This window comes from Thioclava sp. F42-5 (genome assembly GCF_002213195.1).
GTDB lineage: Bacteria > Pseudomonadota > Alphaproteobacteria > Rhodobacterales > Rhodobacteraceae > Thioclava > Thioclava nitratireducens.
In genome coordinates, this window is record NZ_NBNZ01000005.1 from 237,056 (window position 1) to 256,588 (window position 19,533).

Sequence of the window (19,533 nt, forward strand, 5' to 3'; positions counted from 1 at the left end):
CGCGGGGCGTTTTCTTATGCCGGTTCGGTTACTGGACGTTCGCGCCGACGACGCTGTCCCAGCCGCCGGTCACGACTTCCTTGTTCGCAGCCTGCGCGTCGAGCGACGGGAAGATCGCCTTGGCATAGCCTTCCGCCGGAGGCATCGCGTCGAGCATCTTCTGCGGAACCTTGCCGTTGGCCGACAGGTCGTTGAAGCGGATCGGGTGGCAATAGCCTTCCAGCCAGCCGAGCTGACCTTCGTCCGAATAGAGGTATTCCATCCAGAGCTTGGCTGCGTTCGGGTGCGGCGCGTAGGCCGAGATCGCCTGAACGTAGACACCGGCGACCACGCCCGATTTCGGCACGACGACGTCGACCGGCGGGTTGCCGTTCAGCGTGTCGCGACCGGCCAGAGCGTTATAGTCCCACTCGATGACGATCGGGGTCGCGCCCTGTGCGAGCGTCCCGGTCTTGCCGATGACGGGCACGAAGTTGCCGTTCTTGTTCATCTCGGCGAAGTACTTCAGGCCAGCTTCACCCGAGGCTTTGCCCGGCTCGCCGCCTGCTGCGACGCCCGCGGCCAGAACGCCGAGGATCGCCTGGTTCGAGGCGCGCGGATCGCCCGCCAGAGCCACCGAGTTCGCGTATTCCGGCTTGAGCAGATCCGACCAGTCCTGCGGCACGTTGTCGACGATGTCCTTGTTCACCGCGAACGACAGCACACCGTAATAATCACCGTACCAGTAGCCTTCGGAATCCTTGGCGCTGTCCGGGATCGTGTCCCAGGTCGAGACCTTGTAGGGCTGGATCAGACCTTCGTCCTTGGCCGCCGGGCCGAAGGAAAGACCGACGTCGATCACGTCGGGCGCCTGCGGACCCTTGTTGTCCTTGTTGGCGCGGATCGCCTCGAGTTCGTCGGCCGAGCCCGCATCGGGGTTCAGCTCGTTCACGGTGATCCCGGGGTACTTCTTCTTGAAGCCGTCGATCACGCCCGAGTAGTTGCACCACGAATGCGGCAGCGCGATCGTGGTCAGGCTGCCTTCTTCCTTAGCGGCGGCGTAGAGGTCATCCATGCTGTCGGCGAAGCTGGTGCCGGTGCTGGCAGCGAGGGCCATCGCGCTGGCTGCCGCAAGATAACGGAACTTGAAGGTCATATTCAGGTCTCTCCCCGTTGATGGAGGGCGGTGCCGCATCATGCGGTCCTGTCCCCCGAGCTATGTCTTTCGACGATTGTGCCGTCCGGTTGGCTCCGGCATCGGCGTCCCTTTATGCGGGTCTTGTAACAGAATTTTGGCAAGATTGATCATGCAGTCAATTTACTTATCAACACGAGCCACAGATGCGTGAGCCGCAGGCGCGTGCGACGACCTTCCGGCCGCCGCACGCAGATTTTATAGGCACGCCTCGTAGAGCGCGCGGGTATTGTCGGCGGTCATCTCGACCGGATTGCCGCCACAGGACGGATCTTCCAGTGCCATCTCGACCAGCATGTCGAGATCCTCGCGCTTCACGCCCATCTCGGTCAGGTTAGCCGGGATGGACAGTTCGGTGCGCAGGCTCTCGATGCGGGCCTTGAAGCCATCGAAGCCGCCCGGGATGCCAAGGTAAGCCGCCGCGCGGTTGATCCGCTCTTCGATGGCTGCGCGGTTGAAGTCGAGCACCATCGGCATCACGCAGGCATTGGTCGTACCGTGATGGGTGCCGTAGACCGCGCCGACCGGATGGCTTAGCGAGTGGATCGCGCCGAGCCCCTTCTGGAAGGCCACCGCCCCCATCGCCGCCGCCGACATCATGTTGGCGCGCGCTTCCAGATCGTCCGGCGTCGTGAAGGCGCGCGGCAGGTTCTCGAAGACCAGCCGCATCCCTTCAAGCGCGATACCCTGGCTCATCGGGTGGTAATGAGGGCTGCAGAACGCCTCGAGACAATGCGCCAGCGCGTCCATCCCGGTGCCCGCCGTGATGAAGGGCGGCATGCCGACCGTCAGCTCCGGATCGCAGATCGTGATCGCGGGCATCAGCTTCGGGTGGAAGATGATCTTCTTCTTGTGAGTCTCGGAATTGGTCAGAACGCCCGCGCGCCCGACCTCCGAGCCGGTCCCGGCGGTCGTCGGTACGGCGATGATCGGCGCGATGGCGTCGCCATTGGCGCGCGTCCACCAGTCGCCGATATCTTCCAGATCCCAGACGCTGAGCGAGCTGTCCTGCCCCGCCATCAGCGCGATCATCTTGCCCAGGTCGAGCGCCGAGCCGCCGCCGAAGCAGATCACGCCGTCATGGCCGCCCGCTTTATAGACCTCGATCCCGGCGGCCATGTTGCCCTCGTTCGGGTTCGGATCGACCTCGGAGAAAACCGCGCGGCCCAGACCCGCGCCGTCCAGAACGTCGAGCGCGGCAGCGGTGATCGGCAGCGCCGCCAGCGCCTTGTCGGTCACCAGAAGCGGCTTGTTCATGCCCACGGATTTGCAGTGATCGGCCAGTTCCGAGATCCGGCCGGGGCCGAACTTGATCGTGGTCGGATAGGACCAGTTTGCGGTGGGGGCAGTCATTTCGTCACCTTCTTGAGATGGTAGGATTTCGGACGCGTCAGCGCGTGATAGCCCAGCACCGAGAGCGAGCCGCCACGGCCCGTTTCCTTGCAGCCGGTCCAGCACAGCGCCGGGTCGAGATAGTCGCAGCGGTTCATGAAGACGGTGCCGGTCTGCAGCCGCTTGCCCATCGCCTCGGCGCGGGCCGGATCGGCGGTCCAGATCGAGCAGGTCAGCCCGTAGTCGCAATCGTTCATCGCGGCGATGGCTTCCTCGTCATCCTTCACCGGCATGATGCCGACGACGGGACCGAAGCTTTCCTCGCGCATCACGCGCATCTCGTGGTTCACGTCGACGAGGATCTGCGGCGCGAGATAGGCGCCGCCATCGTCTGCCGGGAACAACGAAGGATCGAGCAGCGGCTTCGCGCCATCGGTGATCGCGTCCTCGATCTGGCCGCGCACCACTTCGGCGAAACGCTTGTTCGCCATTGGGCCGAGGGTCGTTTCCGGCTCGAACGGATTGCCGAGGGTCAGCTTGCTTGCCCAGGCTGCGGCCTTTTCGACGAAAGCGTCGTAGAGGCTGGCATGGACGTAGATTCGCTCGATCCCGCAGCAGCACTGACCCGCGTTGAACAGCGCACCATCCATCAACCCGTCGACCGCCGCGTCCAGGTCGGCGTCTGCGGCGACATAGCCCGGATCCTTGCCGCCCAGTTCGAGGCCCAACCCGGTAAAGGTGCCCGCCAGCGCGCGCTCCACCGCGCGACCGCCGCCGACCGAGCCGGTGAAGTTGACGAAATCGAACGCCTTCGCGCTCATCAACTCTTCCGACACCTCATGCGTGAGGTAGACATTCTGGAACACGTCCTGCGGCACGCCCGCCGCGTGGAAGGCTTCGGCGATGCGTTCGCCCACCAGCATCGTTTGCGTCGCGTGCTTCAACATCACCGTGTTGCCCGCGATCAGGGCCGGGACCAGCGAGTTGATCACCGTCATGTAGGGGTAGTTCCACGGCGCGATGATGAAGACGACGCCTACGGGTTCGCGCGCGATCTGGCGCAGGAAGCTGTCGCTCTGCTCGACCACCATCGGGGCCAGCGCCTCTTCAGCGATCGAGGCCATGTAGCCCGCGCGCTCGTTCATGCCGCCGAATTCACCGCCATAGCGGGTCGGGCGGCCCATTTGCCACGCGAGCTCCTCGACTACTAGGTCTTTCATCTCGTTGAGCTTGGCGATGCCCGCCTCGACGAGCGCGATACGCTCGGACAGCGGGCGCTCGGCCCATGCCGGCTGCGCGGCGCGCAGGCCTGCGGCCAGCGCCTGCGCGTCGGAGGCGCTCAGCGCCTCGCGTTCGGCATAGACCTGCCCGTCGACGGGCGAGATACATTTCAGGGTCTTGGTCATCATGTCTCCTTGCGGGGTGTAGGGCCCCGCGGGTCTGTCAAAACTCAGGCGCGTTCGAAACCGCGCATCCGCTCCCAGTCGGTCACAACTCGGTTCTGTTCTTCGATTTCCCAGCGGGCGGCGCGCACGTAATGGGCCATCACGTCCTCGCCGAAGGCGGATTTGAGCATGTCCGAACCTTCCAAAGCGCCCAGCGCCTCGGTCAGGGATTTCGGCACCTCGGTCACTTCGCCCGCCTTGTAGATGTCGCCCGCGGCTTCCGGGCCCGGGTCCATCTGCTGCTCGATCCCGGCGAGCCCCGCCGCCAGAAGCGCGGCGCAGGCCAGATAGGGGTTCAGGTCGGCGCCGCCGATGCGACATTCGACGCGGATGGATTTCGTGTCCTCGCCGCAGATACGGAAACCCGCCGTGCGGTTGTCCAAAGACCAAACCGCTTTCGTCGGCGCGAAAAGCCCCTCGCAGAAACGCTTGTAGCTGTTGGTGTAGGGCGCGAGGAAATAGGTGATGTCACGCGCATGGGCCATCTGCCCGCCGAGATAGTGGCGCATCAGCTCGGACATGCCATTGGGCGCGTCCTTGTCGAAGAAGGCAGGCTTGCCACCCTTCCAGAGCGACTGGTGCACGTGGCTCGAACTGCCCGCCTTGTCGGTGTGGTATTTCGCCATGAACGTCGCCGACAGCCCGTGGGACTGGGCGACTTCCTTGGCGCATTGCTTTACCAGCACATGCATGTCGGCGGTCTGCAGACCGGCCGCATATTTCACGTTCAGCTCTTCCTGACCGCGCTCGGCCTCGCCCTTGGAGCATTCGACCGGCACGCCCGCCGCATAAAGCGCGTTGCGCATCGCGCGCATCGCCGGTTCGGCGCGCGAATTGCCCATGATCGAGTAATCGACATTGTAGCGCGCGACCGGGGTCGGCTCCGGATAGCCCGCGTCGAACAGCTGCGGATAGCTTTCCTCGAACAGGAAGAACTCCAGCTCGGTCGCCATCATCACGTCATAGCCCATGTCCTTCGCGCGCTTGAGCTGCGATTTCAGCATCTGGCGCGGCGCATGGGGGATCGGCTCGTGGCTGTGATGATCGAGCAGATCGCAGATCACCAGCGCCGTGCCCGGAACCCAAGGGATCAGCCGCAGCGTCTCCATGTCGGGTTTCATCACGTAATCGCCGTAGCCGCGTTCCCAGCTCGACGCGTCATAACCCGGCACCGTGACCATCTCCATGTCGGTCGCCAGCAGGTAGTTGCAGCAATGGGTCTCTTCCCATGCGCTGTCGATGAAATGCGCCGCGTGGAACCGCTTGCCCTGAAGCCGTCCCTGCATATCCACAAGGGCTGCGATGACGGTATCGACCTCGCCAGCATTGACCGCCTTCTTGAGCGCGTCGAACGACATTTTTCGCGACATGAATTCCTCCGGGATCAGGGTCACCGCGCGAGAGTGCCGCGCGGTGCAAGGCCCTACAAGAGGGCAAATAAGAGCGGGCAGGACGGGCTGCCCGCCGACGAGATCAACCGCAACGGTAGGGCGGGCCTGCCTTGCGCATCGTCTCGTTATACTTGCGGAAGATGTCGACGACTTTCGCCTTCAACTCGCTCTCGGCCGCGATCTCGTCCCAGAACTTGTGCGCCGCATCCTCGACCTTCTGCCATTCGGCATCCGGGATCGTGGTGAGCTGCATGTCCTCGCCATCGACGCGCAGCTTCGCCTCGCCCGACCAGTACCAGTACTGGCGGTGGTAATGCGATTGATCGAAGCAGGTCTTCATCAGCGTCTTCAGACGATCCGGCACTTCGTTCCAACGATCCATGTTGGCGAAGAAGTGGCCGATCCATGCGCCCGAGATGTTGTTGGTCAGGAAGTAGGGCGCGTTCTTGCCCCAGCCCGAGGTGTAATCCTCCGTGATGCCCGACCATGCGACGCCGTCAAGCTCGCCGGTCTGCAGCGCGACTTCCACGTCTTCCCACGGGATCGTCACCGGCACCACGCCGAATTGCGCGAGGAAGCGCCCGGCGGTCGGGAAGGTGAAGACCCGCTTGCCGTTCAGATCGTCGAGCGACTTCACCGGTTCTTTCATGGCGAAGTTGCACGGGTCCCACGAGCCCGCCGAGATGTGCTTCACGCCCACGGCCGAATACTGCTCGTCCCAGATCTCGTTGAGACCCCATTCGTTGAACAGCGTCGGCACGTCGAGCGAGTAGCGCAGGCCGAAGGGGAAATAGCCGCCGAAGACGGTGACTTCGGTGGGCGAGGCCATCGAGTCGTCGTCGGATTGCACGGCGTCGATCGTGCCCGACTGCATCGCGCGGAACAGCTCGGAGGTCGGCACCAGCTGGTCGGCGTAGTAAAGTTCGATCTCCATCTCGCCATCGGCGATTTCGTTGAAGGTCTTGATGCAGTTATCCACGACCTGTTCAGCCAGCGCGGGGCCGGCATAGGTCTGCATACGCCACTTGATCGGCGTGGTTTGCGCGACGGCCGGGGCCGCAAGGCCCGCCGCAGCCGCACCCACCGCACCGGTGGTGAGAAACTGTCTTCTTGTCGTCATCACTCTCTCCTTGTTGGTTGATCCCGGTTTTTCCGGGTTATGGTTATCTTCCAAGCACCGCATGCGGCAGCCAGAGCGCCAGCTGCGGAAAGATCATCACGAGGATCAGCGTCAGGACCATCACGCCCACGAAGGGGATCACGGAGGCGTAGATCACCGGCAACGTGAATTCCTTCGGCGCCATCGCCTTCATCAGGAACAGGTTATAGCCGAAGGGGGGCGTGAGATAGGCAACCTGACAGGTGATGGTATAAAGGACACCGTACCAGATCATGTCGAAGCCCAGATGCCGGGCGAGCGAGACATAGACCGGAGCCACGATCACCAGCATCGCCGTGTCGTCGAGGAACATTCCCATCACGAGGAAGCTCAGCTGCATCAGGATCAGGATCTGCCACGGGCCGAGACCGAGGCTGTCGGTGAAGAAATCCTCGATCGCGCGGCCCGCACCCAGACCGTCGAACACCGCCCCGAAGGAGAGCGCCGCGGTGATGATCAGCATGAACATCACGGTGATCTTGAGCGTGTTCTCGGTCGCGACCTGGAACACCTGCCAGGTGAAGCGCCGCTTGATCACCGCCGCGAAGACAGCGGCCAGCGCGCCGATCACCGAAGCTTCGGTCAGGCTCGCCCAGCCTTTGAGGAATGGCACCATCATCGCAATGAAGATGAACACCGGCATCAGACCCGCACGCAGCAGACGCAGTTTCTCGCGCATGGTGATCATCGCGCGCTCTTCCGCATCCATCGGCGGCGCGAGGTCGGGGTTCAATTTGCAGCGGATCACGATATAGGCGACGAAAAGCGTGGCCATCAGAAGCCCCGGCACCGCGCCGGCCAGCCACAGTTCGGAGACCGGCTGGCGTGCGATCAGCGAGAACAGCACCAGCACGACCGAAGGCGGAATCAGGATGCCGAGGCTCGACCCCGCCTGAATCACGCCCGAGATCATCAGCTTGTCGTAGTTCCGGCGCAGCAGTTCCGGCAGCGCGATCGTCGCCCCGATCGCCATGCCCGCGACCGACAGCCCGTTCATCACCGAGATCATCACCATCAGCATGATTGTCCCGATGGCGAGGCCGCCCGGTAATGGCCCGAACCAGACGTGGAACATCCGATATAGGTCTTCGGCCAGACGGCTCTCGGACATCACATAGCCCATGTAGACGAACATCGGCAGCGTCAGCAGCGGCGTCCATTTCATCAGCTTCATGACCGAGCCGAAGCCCATCTGCGTGCCGCCCGGCCCCCAGAGCCAGAAGGCCGCGACGACCGCGACGAAGCCGATCGCGCCGAAGACGCGCTGGCCGGTCAGCATCATCAGCAGCATCGTCGAGAACATCAAAAGGGCGATGGTGTTGTGATCCATCAGATTTCCTCTCCGCGAATAGTCGCGACATCGCGGATCAGAAGCGCCACGGCCTGCAGGAACAGAAGCGCGAAGCCCGTCGTGATGATGACCTTGATCGGCCACAGCACCGGACGCCACGCGGTCGGATTTCGCTCGTTGTATTCGAAGGAATAGACCGTCGAGTCATAGGCCGAGTAGACCATGATCCCGAGATAGAAGAGCAGCGCGAAGACGGTGAAAGCATCCCACCACGCCTGCCCCTTCGCCGACCAGCGGGAATATAGCAGGTCCATCCGCACGTTGGTATCGCCCTGCAGCGTCCACGGCGCGCCCAGCATGTAATAGGCCACCAGCGTGAACTGGGCCATTTCCAGCGTCCATAGTGCGGGGATCTGAACAATCTTCGTCACCGACGAGAACAGCATGATGCCCATGATGACGTAGAGCAGGTACATCGCCAGTTTGCCGAGCTTGCGATTGAACCCGTCGATCAGGCGGACATAGGCGACACTCCAGCGTGGCATCAGGCGGCCTCCCCGTTATTTGCGGTGATCCGTGACAGCGCGGCTTGCAGTACCGGCGCAAGCGTCGCGGCCATCGCCTCCTGCGCGGCGGGATCGGCGATCAGATCGTTGCGCAGTTCCAGCATGACATTCGGCAGCCCCATCGGCGTCGCTTGCAGCGCCAGCGTATGACAGACGCCATCGGCGCCTGAGTAAGGTTCGTTAAGACGCGTATCGAGCTCGGTGACACGGCGGGCTTCCTCGAGAACCGCCTGCGCAAAGCTCGGATCGGCGTCGTGGATCACGCCGAACTCTACCGCGCGGGGCTGACCGAACCAGATCGGCGTGAAGGAATGCACTGTGACCAGTGCAGTGGCTTGCCCGCGCGCCAGCCGCTCGGCAACGAGACCGCCCAGAGCCGCGTGGAACGGAAGATAAAGCGCCTCGGTGCGGGCGCTGCGGTCGTCCGGTGTCAGCCCCGCATTGCCGGGGATCTCGTGGATCTCCGATTGCACGGGCATGGCTCCGGTATGATGCGGCGGGCGGTTGAGATCGTAGATCAGCCGCGACTGGCAGGCCGCAACCAGCGGTGCCTCCAATTTCGCGGCCAGACCGCGCGCGAGGCCCAGCGCGCCGGGATCCCAGGCGATATGCGCGTCGCGTTGATCGGGGGTCAATCCCAGCTCGCCCCAAGGCGCGGGAAAGGCATTCGACGCATGTTCGCAGACCAGAACGATCTGGCCCGAACGCTCTGCGCCTTCGATGTCCACCGCTGCATGCGCGCTGTTCAAACTGGTCCCTTCCTGTTGCAAGGCGCGATTCTGCGTCGCGTCCTTAGAGTCAGGCTCGCCCCGGCACCTCGTGTCTGTCAAGAAAATTTCAGAGAAGAAAATTCTGTTACAATCATTTCTAACGTGATTCGCACGGGAGTGCCCGATTTGTCAGCAGCCACGCAAAGCATCGAAGACAGGCTCCGGTCGGGCATCGAAGAGATGACCCGGACCGAGAAGCAGCTCGCCGGACATATCCTGCGTCACTATCCGATGGCGCTTCTGGGATCTGTCGCGCAGCTGGCGCGCGCCGCCGAGGTCTCCTCTCCCACCGTCGTGAGACTTGCCCAGAAGATGGGCTATGGTGGCTATCCGGGACTGCAGCAGGCGGTGCGCGACGAGCTGGAGGCGCAGCTTGTCTCACCGCTCGTCAAACATGACCGCTGGGCGGGGGATGCGCCCGATACCCATATGATCAACCGCTTCGCCGATACGGTTCTGGGCAACCTGCAGGCGACCCTGAAGCAGATCGACCATGCCGAGTTCGACGCCGCCGCCGCGATGATGGCCGATCCGAAGCGGCGCATTTTCGCGACCGGGGGCCGGATCACCGGCCCGATCGCAGCTTATTTCGTGGCACATATGAAGGTGATCCGGCCCGGGGTCGAGCTGCTCGAACCGCTATCGAACAGCTGGCCGCCCGCGCTTCTGGAGATGCAGAAGGGCGACGTGCTGCTGGTATTCGACATTCGCCGCTATGAATCGAGCGTGCTGCAATTGGTGGAGATGGCGGTCGAGCAGGGCGCGGAAGTCGTGCTGATCACCGATCCCTGGGTCTCGCCTGCCGCGGCGCATGCGCGCTATCGGTTTTCGGCGCAGATCGAAGCGCCCTCGGCATGGGATTCAACGGTCGCGATTCAGGTTCTGGTCGAAACCTTCATGGCTGCGATCCAGTCGCTCACTTGGGAGGAAACCTCGGCCCGCATGGCTAGGCTCGAGGCGCTTTACGATCGCGCGCGCTTTTTCCGCAGGAAATAAGACGGTGCGCGGGCCGCTGCACGAGGACGCGCCACCCGAAAACGAAAAAGTCGCGCAACCCAGATGAGTTGCGCGACTTTTTAGTAGTGGTGCCCAGGAGAGGCACACCTGCGGGAATCACAAGATTTCTGCAGGGGATCATATGCACCCATTTTTACTGTGGAAATCGTCGCTCTCCCCTGAGGAGAAGGCAAGTTTGAAGCAAGCCCGCGTGGGGCAGTTTGTGGGGCAGAATGATCACAAGCGAAAACATCTGCATCGCCGGCATCGAACGGCGCGGACGTGTCTATTACATGCGGTTTCGCGTTCCCGCGCGCTTCGCTGAGGTTGAGACACGGCGAGAGATCAATGTGACATTGGGCACGCGAGACTATGAGGAGGCCAGGGCGCGCTTTGCTCTAAAGAAACGCGCGATCTTCAAGCAATGGGAAGTGCGATTGTCTCAGAACGGCCCTTGCATGACACCTGACGCATACGATGCCGCCATGTCGCTCCTCGACGATCTTGGCCTTTCCTACAAGTCGATGGATGAGATCCTTGCAGGTCCGGTCAACGACCTTCTGGTTCGCATTGAGAAAGCCGCGACCCAAGGCCTGTCTTCGGCCTCTCTTCCCGCAGCCTTGGGTGCAATGGAATTTCCCAGAACGCTCCTGTCGGAAATGCCGCCGATAATCGAAGAGCTGAAGAGCGCCGACATCGCAGCAAAGAACCCACGCCAGTTGCGGGCTTGGAGGAACAAATACCTGCAAGCGGCATCGTCCTTTGCGGAGATCGTCTCCGACAAACCGGTTCTGGATCTGACTGAGCCCGACGCAGTTGCCTACCGAAGGCACTGGAAAGAACGCCGTGATCAGGGCGACGTCACGACCGCATATGCAAACAAAAAGTTACGCTTCGTTCGCCAACTCGTTGATGCGTATCACGAGCGCTTCGACGTACCTCCGAGCCAAAGAAGCAATCCGTTTGAAGGCTTCTCGATCGAAAAGCTCGCCGGAGAGACATCAGAGGAAAACAGGAAACTGGCTTTCCCGGTCCCTTGGATCCAACAACACCTGATCGAACAGAAGGGTCTCGAAGGTCTTAATGCGGAGGCAAGAGACATTTCGACGATCTCGGCAGAATGTGGAAGTCGGCAAGCCGAGGTCTTTGATCTCCCACCGGGAGACATCTTCTTGAATCACGCTATCCCGCACATAAAGCTTCGTGTTGTTGATGATCCGGAGTTCAAGAGGCAGCTCAAAAATGGCGCGTCCGTTCGTCCAGTCGTTTTGCTCGGGGCAGCTTTGGACGCCATGAGGCGTCACCCGCAAGGCTTCCCTCGCTACCGCGGCAAGGATGCGTATTCGGGGGCGGTAAATTCCTATTTCCGTGAAAACGAACTGTTCCCTCCCATTCCTGAAGGTGAGAGCGGTAAATATACAATTAGCTGCACCCGCCACACATTCGAAGATCGGATGCGATTTGCCAAAATGACGAACGAGGAGCGCGCATATCTGATGGGGCACTCAGTCGGTCGCGTTCGTGGACGACCAGTGTATGGATCAGGCCCAGACCTTCAGATGCGCGCGCTATACCAAGAAATGGTTTCTTTTCCGACGAAGACCTGGGAACCCCGCCCCATACAGGTCCTACGACACGAGATTGATAGGCTGGCTTCCGATCTCGGCTTCCGCGTGGAGTAGAAACTACGAACTGAAACTCTGGTTGGACCCGATGCGACTTTTCTGAGCTGCTGAACTCTGCTCTCACAACGAGACAAAGGCCTGAAACTCCGGCGTCCGGCGATCCAAAACAACGTAGGCAGAGCAACACCAACCAGGCTCCGGTCGCCGCTGGACGAAAGAGCGGAGGCAGGCTATCTGATACTGGAATCAGAGCTGATCATGAAGCGGATCGCAAAGGTCAACCGAAAGAGCTATGTGAGAGAGAAGGCGATCTTCCTCGCGATTTCCTCAAGCGCCTTACCATATGTCTCGATCGCGTTTGCAGTGCTCATCGCCGAGCGAATCCAAATCATCGATATGCACCCCGCGACGCTGCCTACGGAAATGATCGGCGCCGCCAGCGAGGCCGTTTGAGCTCGGAACTCGCCCGCATCTCGCAACGCAAGGCCTCGCCCTTGTGTCTCTTCAAACATGCTGCCGAGCCAGACAGGGTCGAGAAACTGCGCATCTGCCGGATCGCCGAGGCGGCGCAGATGTTCGAGGATCAGACGTCGTTCATCTGCGCTGCAATAGGTCAGGTATGCGCGCCCGGCCGACGTTCTCAGAACGGGCAACCGATATCCGATCATGGCGCGATCGATCGAAAGCGGCGAGCGACCATGTGTTGTTTCCTGGATAACCATCGCCGCGTTGTCGTAGATCGACAGGTCGAGCGGCCAAACGAGTTTGGACCCGTATTCCGCCAGTAGAGGCCCTGCGACGTGACACAATTCGCTATCCTGGCGCGCACTATCTCCGAGACTTGCGGCGAAACGCGTTACGCGCACCCTGTTGGAACTGGATGAAAAGGCGACATAGCCAGCTTCTTCCAGCGTCTCGAGAAGCCGGTAGACGGTTGGGCGCGGGATGCCGAGAGATTTGGCGATCTCCCCCGGACGACAGGCGCCAGTCTCGTTGATATGGCGCAAAATCGCCAGCCCACGGGTCAGGGCCCGAACGGACTCGCCTTTTCTTGTTCCGGATGCAGGGGATGTCTCGCGCGCGTTACTCATCCTATCAGCTTTGCATGACGCGCGCGAGCAGGGAAGGCTCAGCTTTCCGCGACCACCGGGTTGCGCAGCACGCCAATGCCGGAGACCTCGATCTCGCAGACGTCACCGTCCTTCATGAAGACAGGCGGGTTACGACGTGCGCCGACGCCGCCGGGCGTGCCCGAGACGATCACATCGCCCGGCAGAAGCGGCAGGATAGTCGAGCAATAGGCGATCAGGCGCGGGATCGAGCAGACGAGCATGTCGAGCGTCGTATCCTGCATCACTTCGCCATTCAGGCGGGTCTGAAGCCGCATCACCGTCGGATCGGGGATTTCGTCAGCCGTGACCATCCACGGACCGAACCCGCCCGTCCCGGCAAAGGTCTTGCCGGGCATGAACTGATGCGTGTGCTTCTGCCAGTCGCGAACCGAGCCGTCATTGTAGCACGCATAGCCCGCGACGTAGTCGAGCGCGTCAGCCTCGGAGATGCGACGGCCTTCCTTGCCGATAATCACCGCAACTTCGCCCTCATAGTCGAACAGGCCGGATTCCAGCGGCTTGACCAGAGGCTGATCGTGTCCGATCTGGCTCCCGGCATAGCGCGCGAACAGAACCGGGCTCGGGGTCTCTTCGCGGCCCGTCTCCTCGATATGGGCGTGATAGTTCAGACCGACGCAGATGATCTTGTCGGGGTTGGGGATGACCGGATCATGCGTGACCGCGTCGAAAGCGTAATCGGCGGGCGCGCCGGCCAGTTTCGCAGCCTCGGCCACCAGCCCTTGCGCGAGAAAATCGCGCAGGCTCGGCGCGTCAAAGCGTTTGCCGAGATCGACGATACCAGCCTCAGTAACAAGGCCATAGCTCGCGCGGCCCTCATGGGTGAAGGAACACAGTTTCATTGTTCAGACCATCTCCTGTTCTTGAATGGCAATCGGGTTGGGCAGGATGCGCGCGATCAGCGCTTCCAGCTCGGATTTCGTATCGGCACCACCGAGCGTGTGCCGGTCCGGGCGCAGAACGGTCGCCCGCGCCCCAAGGCGGGCCAGATGTTCGGCTGCGTTGGAATTGGCCGTGGTGACGAGCGCGACGCCCTCGGGCAGATCGATCCCGTCCGCCAGATCGGCTTCAGTGATGACCACCCATTGATGCGGATAGGCTTCGTCCATCCGGCGCCCGTCGCTCAGGCGCGGCTGGCCGAAGAGACGCCCTGATTTATCGCCCACGCCAAGCCCGGGACCGATCGGGGGCGCGATGCTTTCCATCCGTGCGGATCCATCGGAATTCGGCAGGGCAGCACGCAGGGCTTCTTCGGTGCCGCAAGTGTTGATCAGCCCGCCCAGCCGCACGGCGGTCTGAATATACTCACGGGCGTTGGGCTTGCGCTCGCTCTCATAGCTCTCCAGCAATGCCTCGGCCTGCTCTCCGGCAACTTTGCTCTGACAGATCAGTGCGAGTTTCCAGTAGAGGTTGGCAACATCACGCGTGCCGGCACACATTCCCTGCCCCATAAACGGCGGGGTTTGGTGACACGCATCGCCTGCCAGAAGTAACCGCCCCTTGCGCCAATCCTCGGCCACCAGCGAATGGAAGACGTAAACCGCGGTGCGCTCGAGATCAGCTTCCTCGGGCGTCAGCCAATCCGAGAGCAGCTCCCAGACACGCTCAGGACGGCTGATCTCGGCTGTATCCTCACCGGGCTGCACCGTGATCTCCCAGCGACGACGTTTGCCGGGGCCACGCACATAAGTCGCCGGGCGGTCCGGCACACAATACTGGATCGAGTGATCGCCCAACTCAGGCTTTTCATTTTTTAAGATGACATCAATAACGAGCCAGCGCTCGTGGAAGCCGTAATCCTCCATGCCGCTTTCGATATAGCGGCGGATCAGAGAACGTGCCCCGTCACAACCCACGACATATTTCGCGGCAACCCGCTCAACTTTGCCACGCGACATGTCTTCAAAGCGGATTTCCACCTGGTCGCCCTGATCCTCGACGAAGAAGGCCTCGCAGCGGGTTCGGACAGTAACTTCGGGCCGCTCCACCAGCGTGTCGCGCAGTAGTTTTTCAAGATCGGGCTGATGAAAACGGTAATTGGCGCGCCAACCTTGCGGACCTTCGCCCTGAGGCCGCGGCCAGTCGAGCAGCAACTTGCCCTCAGGCGACACGAACCGCATGCCTGGATGCAGCGCCGTCATCGGCTCCATCGCATCGGCGATCCCGATCCACTGAAAAACGCGCATCACCTCGGCATCGAAATGCACCGCGCGCGGCAGGTGATAGGCGGCACTTTCGCGCTCGAGAACCAGCGTCTTGAGCCCGCATTGCGCCAGAAGATGCGCCAGCGTGGCGCCTGCCGGGCCGTAGCCCACGATTGCGACATCGAAGTGTTCCATCACGCGCCTCCCTGTTTCGCGAGTTCACCATAAAGCCAGGGGCATTCGGCCACGGGCGGCGAGCGCTTGCCGCGTGCCGCCGCGTCGAGACGCATGTCACGCAACCGCTTACGCCCGTCCTCTTCGGAGAGATACAGCCGCTCGTGCCCCCAGAAACTCGGGCCGTCATGGGTCTCGTGCGGCTCCCATGTCTCGGGGTCGATCTGCCGTCCGCCCCAGCCGTTCTCGACAAAGAAGCCCGACGGCGAATTGGCGTAGTAGCTCGTCATGTAATCATTGGTGTGGCGGCCCAATGTATAGGCCACCCGACCCTCTTCGAGCTGCGCGAGATCGTAGCCCTGGCCGACATCGTCGAGGTTCTGGAACTCCACCATGAAATGATGGAAACCCGCCTGCCCCGAGCCCACCATCGCAAAGGAATGGTGCCTTGCGTTGAGGTGGAAGAAATAAAGACCGTAAGGCTTGAGCCCGTAGTCCGAGACATGGAAATCGAGTATGTCACGGTAGAAGGGCATCATCACTTCAATGTCCTTCACATGCAGCACCGCGTGGCCCATACCGAGCGGCCCGGTCATGAAGCCATCGATCGGACGACCCGGCACGAACGGGTCCGAGGCGATCATCGGCGCGTGGAACAGCTCGACGCGATTGCCCATCGGATCCTCGAACCAGATCAGGTCTGAGACAAAGCGCCGGTCGGCCAGCTCCTTGGTTCCGAGATGCACACGGACGCCTGCCGCATCGAGCCGTGCGGCGTAGGATTGCAGATTGTCCTTGCTCGCCACCTCGAAGCCAAGAAAGGCCAGCGTTTCGCCCGGTTCGTCCGAGACCAGCAGCCGCTGCACCCGGTCATCCATCCGGAAAGCCAGCGCCTTGCCGCCGCGGTCGATCTTCTGCATACCAAGCAGTTTTCCGGCAAAATCGCTCCAATCGTCGAGCCTGTCAGAGCGCACGCCGAGATACCCCAGTGCAATGATTGCCATGGTCGTCTCCATCACTTGAAAAGATTGTCCCTTGGATAATTTTACCGCGCGTTTGGCACGACCCCGAGGGGATCCCCCTGCCCGTCCGAGGGGCGGACAGGGAGCGGCGTCATTGCCCCACGGCCTCCTGGGCGCGTTTGAGCACGGCCTCTGCCGCCGCCTGATCGGGCTGCTCGGCCACCCATTTTGCGGGTGCATCGGCCAGCGCCTTATCCCAGGCGGCGCGATCCTCATCGGTCAGTTCGGTGAAGGTCACGTCTGGATCGGCGCGGAAGGCCTTTTCGATCTCGGCATCGGTCTGATCGACAACGCCCGCGATCCATTCGGCATTTGCGCGACCCGACATCTCGTCGATGACCTTCTTGTCGGCATCCGACAGGCTGTCATAGGTATTCTTGTTCATCAGGATCGCCATCGGAGAGGCCGTGAACCGGATATCTGTGACGTATGGAGCCACCTCGTTCAGGCGGAAGGTGCGATAGGCGTCCATCACCCAGACGGCACCCTTGACCACGCCGCGCTCGAGGTTCTCATAGACCTGCGGCGCCGGCACGGAGACACCGGACGCTCCAACCATCGAGAACAGGGTCGAGCCGAATTTAGATGGCGTGCGTAGCTTCAGCCCCTCGAGGTCGGAGGGAACCTTTACGGACTTGTCCGTCATCAGGAAGCGATAGCCCGGCGTAGTGAAGAGCGCGATTACCTTGTAATCAGCATATTCCTTATCGAGCATCCCGTCATCTGCGAGCGCGTTGAGGATCTCGGTGCCATCGGCCGACGTCGCGGCCATCCCGGGCAGCTCGACCACACCGGAACCCGGAAAGACACCAGGTGTGTAAGTCGGCACTACCAGCGCGATATCCGCGACGCCCGCTTTGACCAGTTCGGCCTGCGCGGGCGGAGCGCCGAGCATTGATCCCGGGTAGAGTTTGAACGCATTCCCCGCCGAGAGCTTTTCATTCACCTTCTCGATCCATGGTTGCAGGATCTTGGCCGAATAGAACCCCTGTGGCGGCTCGAAACTCGAGACACGCATTTCGCGTGCCAAAGCGGCGTTGCCCGATGCGGCTACAATCGCCGCGAGGGCGAGAGATTTTACGATTGTCTTCAGGAACATGCTTTCCTCCCTAAGTGACGTTCCAAATCAGAATTTCATAAGCGGCAGCCAGGTCACGATCGCCGGGATCGCGATGATGGTGCCCACCCGGATCAGGTCGGCCAGCACGAAGGGGGAAACGCCTTTCCACAGCTCCACCATTTCGATGTCCGGATTAGTGGTTTTAAGAACGAACAGGTTCATCCCGACCGGTGGCGTGATCAGCCCCATCTCGACGACCATCACCGCGAATATCCCGAACCAGATCAGGTCAATCCCGGCGGCTTGGGCGATCGGCACGAACAGCGGCACCGTCAACAAGAGCATGGCGAGGCTGTCCATCAACGTGCCGAGCACGAGATAGATCACGAGCATGAGCAGGATGACGAGGATCGGTTCTGCGATGATGCTGGAAAACAGCCCCGTCAAAGAAAACGGCAGACCCGATAAAACAAGAAAGAAGTTGAAGAGATTCGCCCCGATCAACACCAGATAGAGAGCCCCGCAAGTCAGCGCGGTATCCATCGCCGCGTTGAAGAACCCAGCGCGTGAGAGCCGTCTTGAGAGCAGCCCGTAGAGCAGCACCACTGCGGCCCCGATCGCAGCCGTCTCATTGGCGGTAAACAGGCCTGAATAGAGGCCACCCATGATCAATCCGAAGATGCCCAGCGGCGGAACCAGTTCCCGCAACGCAGCCGCCCGCTCATCACGCTCGGCTCGCTCGCGGCTCGGCGCCTGGCTCCACCCCAGCCAAATAGGCACCCAGATCGCGAGGCAATACAGCGTCACTGCCAATGTGATCGGACCGGCCGTCGCAAGCAGGAGTTCGCGGATAGATTGCTCGGCGAGGAAGGCATAGATCACCAGAACAGTCGAAGGCGGAATCAGAATTCCGAGCGTGCCACCTGCGGCAATCGAACCCGCTGAGAGCGACCGGGTATAGCCCGCTGCCTGCATCTCTGGCAGCGCGATCCGCCCCATCGTCGCCGTTGTTGCAAGTGACGACCCCGAGATCATGCCGAAGCCAGCGGAGGCGCCGATCGTCGCAAGCGCGAGACCGCCCCGGCGATGCCCGATCAGAACGGACATCGATTGGTAGAGCTTGGAGGAAAGCCCGGACTGCGCGGCAAGATTTCCCATCAACACGAAGAGGGGCAGCATCGTAAGCGTGTAGTTCGTCAGGCTGTCCCAGACCGTAGTTGCCCCGATAGTCATCGCACCATGCAGGCCGATGATCGCCCAGGCACCGATCAACCCGGTCAGCCCAAGAGCCACCGCGACCGGAACTTCGAGAAAGATCATCACGATCGCAGCAAGGAATCCCAGGCCGCCGACTGCCAACCCGCTCATGCGTCTTGCCCTCGTTTGCACTCAAGCCAGAGCCCTACGAGAGCGGCAAAAACCGCGGCGGCAAGCGTTACCGTCGTGACGGACAAAATCAGCGGCATCGGAATCCCGAGGCTCGCGGAGGTTTCTGCCGAGCCAAGCTTGGACCACGTGTTCACGCCCACCAGCCACAACAGCACGAAGGCAAAGAGAACGGAAGCCACGGCCCCCAGCATCCCCAGCGGCCGTCCGAACCTGTTCGGCATCAGCTCTGACAACAGTTTCGCTGTCACATGGCTCCGCAGGGCGTAGCAGACTGGCATAGACAAGAGCGCGCCGAGTCCAATCGAGAATGTGGTCAGTTCGATCGCTCCCGGCACGTTGACCCCGGAAAACTTTCGGAGGATCACATCCGCCACGGTCACGCCCGTCCCCAGCAGAAAACATCCCGCCGCAGCGCTGAGCAGTGTGACAGAGATCACAGGTGTCATTTTCTTGGCCATTGCCGACGCCTCCTCCAAGCGCGTGAAGGCAAAGCGCATTGCGCTGTCTTCACGTTGAGCATCTCTTTAATCGGTCCCGGCCTCTCCACACCGCAACCATATCCCCCAGATGTCACTTACCCGCGGCGGAGCAACATATTGAAGCGGCAGGGCGAGACTGTCCGCTTGGTGGACAAAATTACACAGTGACGTGATGGCCTAAGATGGCAATGATCTCCAGCCAAGAAACCCTCGGCGCTGACTTCGGAAGTGGATGCACGCAGACGCTTCGTATCCAATCTCAAACAACTCTGGCTCAAACGGCGGCCCGCGTCATTTGGTCAACGAAACTTAGGCGGCGACGGACGAACTGCTCGGTCTCATTCGCCGAGTTAATTCGACTGCGATGGTTTTCCTTCGAAACGATC

General features: G+C 61.6%; 17 protein-coding genes. 2 read left to right on the forward strand and 15 right to left on the reverse strand.

Annotated features, from left to right (window positions below):
• Positions 1-28 precede the first annotated feature (28 nt).
• From B6V74_RS14630 to B6V74_RS14665, 8 genes are all read right to left on the reverse strand, one after another.
• Entirely contained in the window at positions 29-1,135 is a 1,107-nt protein-coding gene (locus tag B6V74_RS14630) for an ABC transporter substrate-binding protein (protein WP_075775174.1), read from the reverse strand.
• 237 nt (positions 1,136-1,372) lie between these two features.
• On the reverse strand, positions 1,373-2,527 hold the full coding sequence (locus B6V74_RS14635) for an iron-containing alcohol dehydrogenase (RefSeq protein WP_088723202.1): 1,155 nt from the start codon (positions 2,525-2,527) through the stop codon (positions 1,373-1,375).
• On the reverse strand, positions 2,524-3,912 hold the full coding sequence (locus tag B6V74_RS14640) for an aldehyde dehydrogenase family protein (RefSeq protein ID WP_088723203.1): 1,389 nt from the start codon (positions 3,910-3,912) through the stop codon (positions 2,524-2,526). The genes B6V74_RS14635 and B6V74_RS14640 overlap by 4 nt, the downstream gene beginning before the upstream one ends.
• Positions 3,913-3,956: 44 nt before the next feature.
• Entirely contained in the window at positions 3,957-5,321 is a 1,365-nt protein-coding gene (locus B6V74_RS14645; RefSeq protein WP_088723204.1) for a glutamine synthetase family protein, read from the reverse strand.
• A 103-nt stretch (positions 5,322-5,424) separates the two neighbouring features.
• A complete protein-coding gene (locus B6V74_RS14650) occupies positions 5,425-6,462 on the reverse strand; it encodes a TRAP transporter substrate-binding protein (protein ID WP_075775171.1) in 1,038 nt (345 codons plus the stop codon).
• A 43-nt stretch (positions 6,463-6,505) separates the two neighbouring features.
• On the reverse strand, positions 6,506-7,831 hold the full coding sequence (locus B6V74_RS14655; protein WP_075775170.1) for a TRAP transporter large permease subunit: 1,326 nt from the start codon (positions 7,829-7,831) through the stop codon (positions 6,506-6,508).
• Entirely contained in the window at positions 7,831-8,337 is a 507-nt protein-coding gene (locus B6V74_RS14660; protein ID WP_075775169.1) for a TRAP transporter small permease subunit, read from the reverse strand. The genes B6V74_RS14655 and B6V74_RS14660 overlap by 1 nt, the downstream gene beginning before the upstream one ends.
• Positions 8,337-9,107, reverse strand: coding sequence for an N-formylglutamate amidohydrolase (locus B6V74_RS14665; RefSeq protein ID WP_075775168.1), 771 nt, complete (start codon positions 9,105-9,107; stop codon positions 8,337-8,339). The genes B6V74_RS14660 and B6V74_RS14665 overlap by 1 nt, the downstream gene beginning before the upstream one ends.
• Positions 9,108-9,245: 138 nt before the next feature.
• Here B6V74_RS14665 and B6V74_RS14670 point away from each other — a divergent pair, with 138 nt between their 5' ends.
• Positions 9,246-10,124, forward strand: coding sequence for a MurR/RpiR family transcriptional regulator (locus B6V74_RS14670; protein ID WP_240497113.1), 879 nt, complete (start codon positions 9,246-9,248; stop codon positions 10,122-10,124).
• A gap of 233 nt (positions 10,125-10,357) precedes the next feature.
• The gene (locus B6V74_RS14675) at positions 10,358-11,806 is read left to right on the forward strand and encodes a DUF6538 domain-containing protein (RefSeq protein ID WP_146694561.1); all 1,449 of its coding nucleotides are present in this window, start codon (positions 10,358-10,360) and stop codon (positions 11,804-11,806) included.
• 233 nt (positions 11,807-12,039) lie between these two features.
• Here B6V74_RS14675 and B6V74_RS14680 read toward each other — a convergent pair whose 3' ends face one another.
• The 7 genes from B6V74_RS14680 to B6V74_RS14710 all read right to left on the reverse strand — a co-directional run bounded on the left by B6V74_RS14680 (position 12,040) and on the right by B6V74_RS14710 (position 19,126).
• Complete coding sequence (locus tag B6V74_RS14680; RefSeq protein WP_088723206.1) at positions 12,040-12,840, reverse strand: DNA-binding transcriptional regulator; 801 nt, start codon at positions 12,838-12,840, stop codon at positions 12,040-12,042.
• A gap of 38 nt (positions 12,841-12,878) precedes the next feature.
• Positions 12,879-13,721: a fumarylacetoacetate hydrolase family protein gene (locus B6V74_RS14685; protein WP_088723207.1), complete on the reverse strand. Its 843-nt coding sequence runs from the start codon at positions 13,719-13,721 to the stop codon at positions 12,879-12,881.
• Positions 13,722-13,724: 3 nt separating this feature from the next.
• Positions 13,725-15,218, reverse strand: a complete 1,494-nt coding sequence (locus tag B6V74_RS14690) for a bifunctional 3-(3-hydroxy-phenyl)propionate/3-hydroxycinnamic acid hydroxylase (RefSeq protein WP_088723208.1) — start codon at positions 15,216-15,218, stop codon at positions 13,725-13,727.
• Positions 15,218-16,201 carry a VOC family protein gene (locus tag B6V74_RS14695; RefSeq protein ID WP_088723209.1) on the reverse strand — a complete coding sequence of 328 codons (984 nt, stop codon included), beginning with the start codon at positions 16,199-16,201 and terminating at the stop codon, positions 15,218-15,220. The genes B6V74_RS14690 and B6V74_RS14695 overlap by 1 nt, the downstream gene beginning before the upstream one ends.
• Positions 16,202-16,310: 109 nt before the next feature.
• Positions 16,311-17,318 (reverse strand): TRAP transporter substrate-binding protein, encoded by a 1,008-nt coding sequence (locus tag B6V74_RS14700; RefSeq protein ID WP_088723210.1) that lies wholly within the window; start codon positions 17,316-17,318, stop codon positions 16,311-16,313.
• A 27-nt stretch (positions 17,319-17,345) separates the two neighbouring features.
• Positions 17,346-18,647 (reverse strand): TRAP transporter large permease, encoded by a 1,302-nt coding sequence (locus B6V74_RS14705; RefSeq protein WP_088723211.1) that lies wholly within the window; start codon positions 18,645-18,647, stop codon positions 17,346-17,348.
• Positions 18,644-19,126 (reverse strand): TRAP transporter small permease, encoded by a 483-nt coding sequence (locus tag B6V74_RS14710; protein WP_088723249.1) that lies wholly within the window; start codon positions 19,124-19,126, stop codon positions 18,644-18,646. Before B6V74_RS14710 ends, B6V74_RS14705 begins: the two co-directional genes overlap by 4 nt.
• Positions 19,127-19,533 lie beyond the last annotated feature (407 nt).

What these genes read in the sequence shown, in the direction of transcription:
- B6V74_RS14630 (WP_075775174.1), bottom strand. Translation starts at nt 1,135, where the DNA reads ATGACCTTCAAGTTCCGTTATCTTGCGGCAGCCAGCGCGATGGCCCTC.
- B6V74_RS14690 (WP_088723208.1), bottom strand. Translation starts at nt 15,218, where the DNA reads ATGGAACACTTCGATGTCGCAATCGTGGGCTACGGCCCGGCAGGCGCC.
- B6V74_RS14700 (WP_088723210.1), bottom strand. Translation starts at nt 17,318, where the DNA reads ATGTTCCTGAAGACAATCGTAAAATCTCTCGCCCTCGCGGCGATTGTA.
- B6V74_RS14680 (WP_088723206.1), bottom strand. Translation starts at nt 12,840, where the DNA reads ATGAGTAACGCGCGCGAGACATCCCCTGCATCCGGAACAAGAAAAGGC.
- B6V74_RS14635 (WP_088723202.1), bottom strand. Translation starts at nt 2,527, where the DNA reads ATGACTGCCCCCACCGCAAACTGGTCCTATCCGACCACGATCAAGTTC.
- B6V74_RS14645 (WP_088723204.1), bottom strand. Translation starts at nt 5,321, where the DNA reads ATGTCGCGAAAAATGTCGTTCGACGCGCTCAAGAAGGCGGTCAATGCT.
- B6V74_RS14655 (WP_075775170.1), bottom strand. Translation starts at nt 7,831, where the DNA reads ATGGATCACAACACCATCGCCCTTTTGATGTTCTCGACGATGCTGCTG.
- B6V74_RS14695 (WP_088723209.1), bottom strand. Translation starts at nt 16,201, where the DNA reads ATGGCAATCATTGCACTGGGGTATCTCGGCGTGCGCTCTGACAGGCTC.
- B6V74_RS14650 (WP_075775171.1), bottom strand. Translation starts at nt 6,462, where the DNA reads ATGACGACAAGAAGACAGTTTCTCACCACCGGTGCGGTGGGTGCGGCT.
- B6V74_RS14660 (WP_075775169.1), bottom strand. Translation starts at nt 8,337, where the DNA reads ATGCCACGCTGGAGTGTCGCCTATGTCCGCCTGATCGACGGGTTCAAT.
- B6V74_RS14675 (WP_146694561.1), top strand. Translation starts at nt 10,358, where the DNA reads ATGATCACAAGCGAAAACATCTGCATCGCCGGCATCGAACGGCGCGGA.
- B6V74_RS14640 (WP_088723203.1), bottom strand. Translation starts at nt 3,912, where the DNA reads ATGACCAAGACCCTGAAATGTATCTCGCCCGTCGACGGGCAGGTCTAT.
- B6V74_RS14705 (WP_088723211.1), bottom strand. Translation starts at nt 18,647, where the DNA reads ATGAGCGGGTTGGCAGTCGGCGGCCTGGGATTCCTTGCTGCGATCGTG.
- B6V74_RS14710 (WP_088723249.1), bottom strand. Translation starts at nt 19,126, where the DNA reads ATGGCCAAGAAAATGACACCTGTGATCTCTGTCACACTGCTCAGCGCT.
- B6V74_RS14685 (WP_088723207.1), bottom strand. Translation starts at nt 13,721, where the DNA reads ATGAAACTGTGTTCCTTCACCCATGAGGGCCGCGCGAGCTATGGCCTT.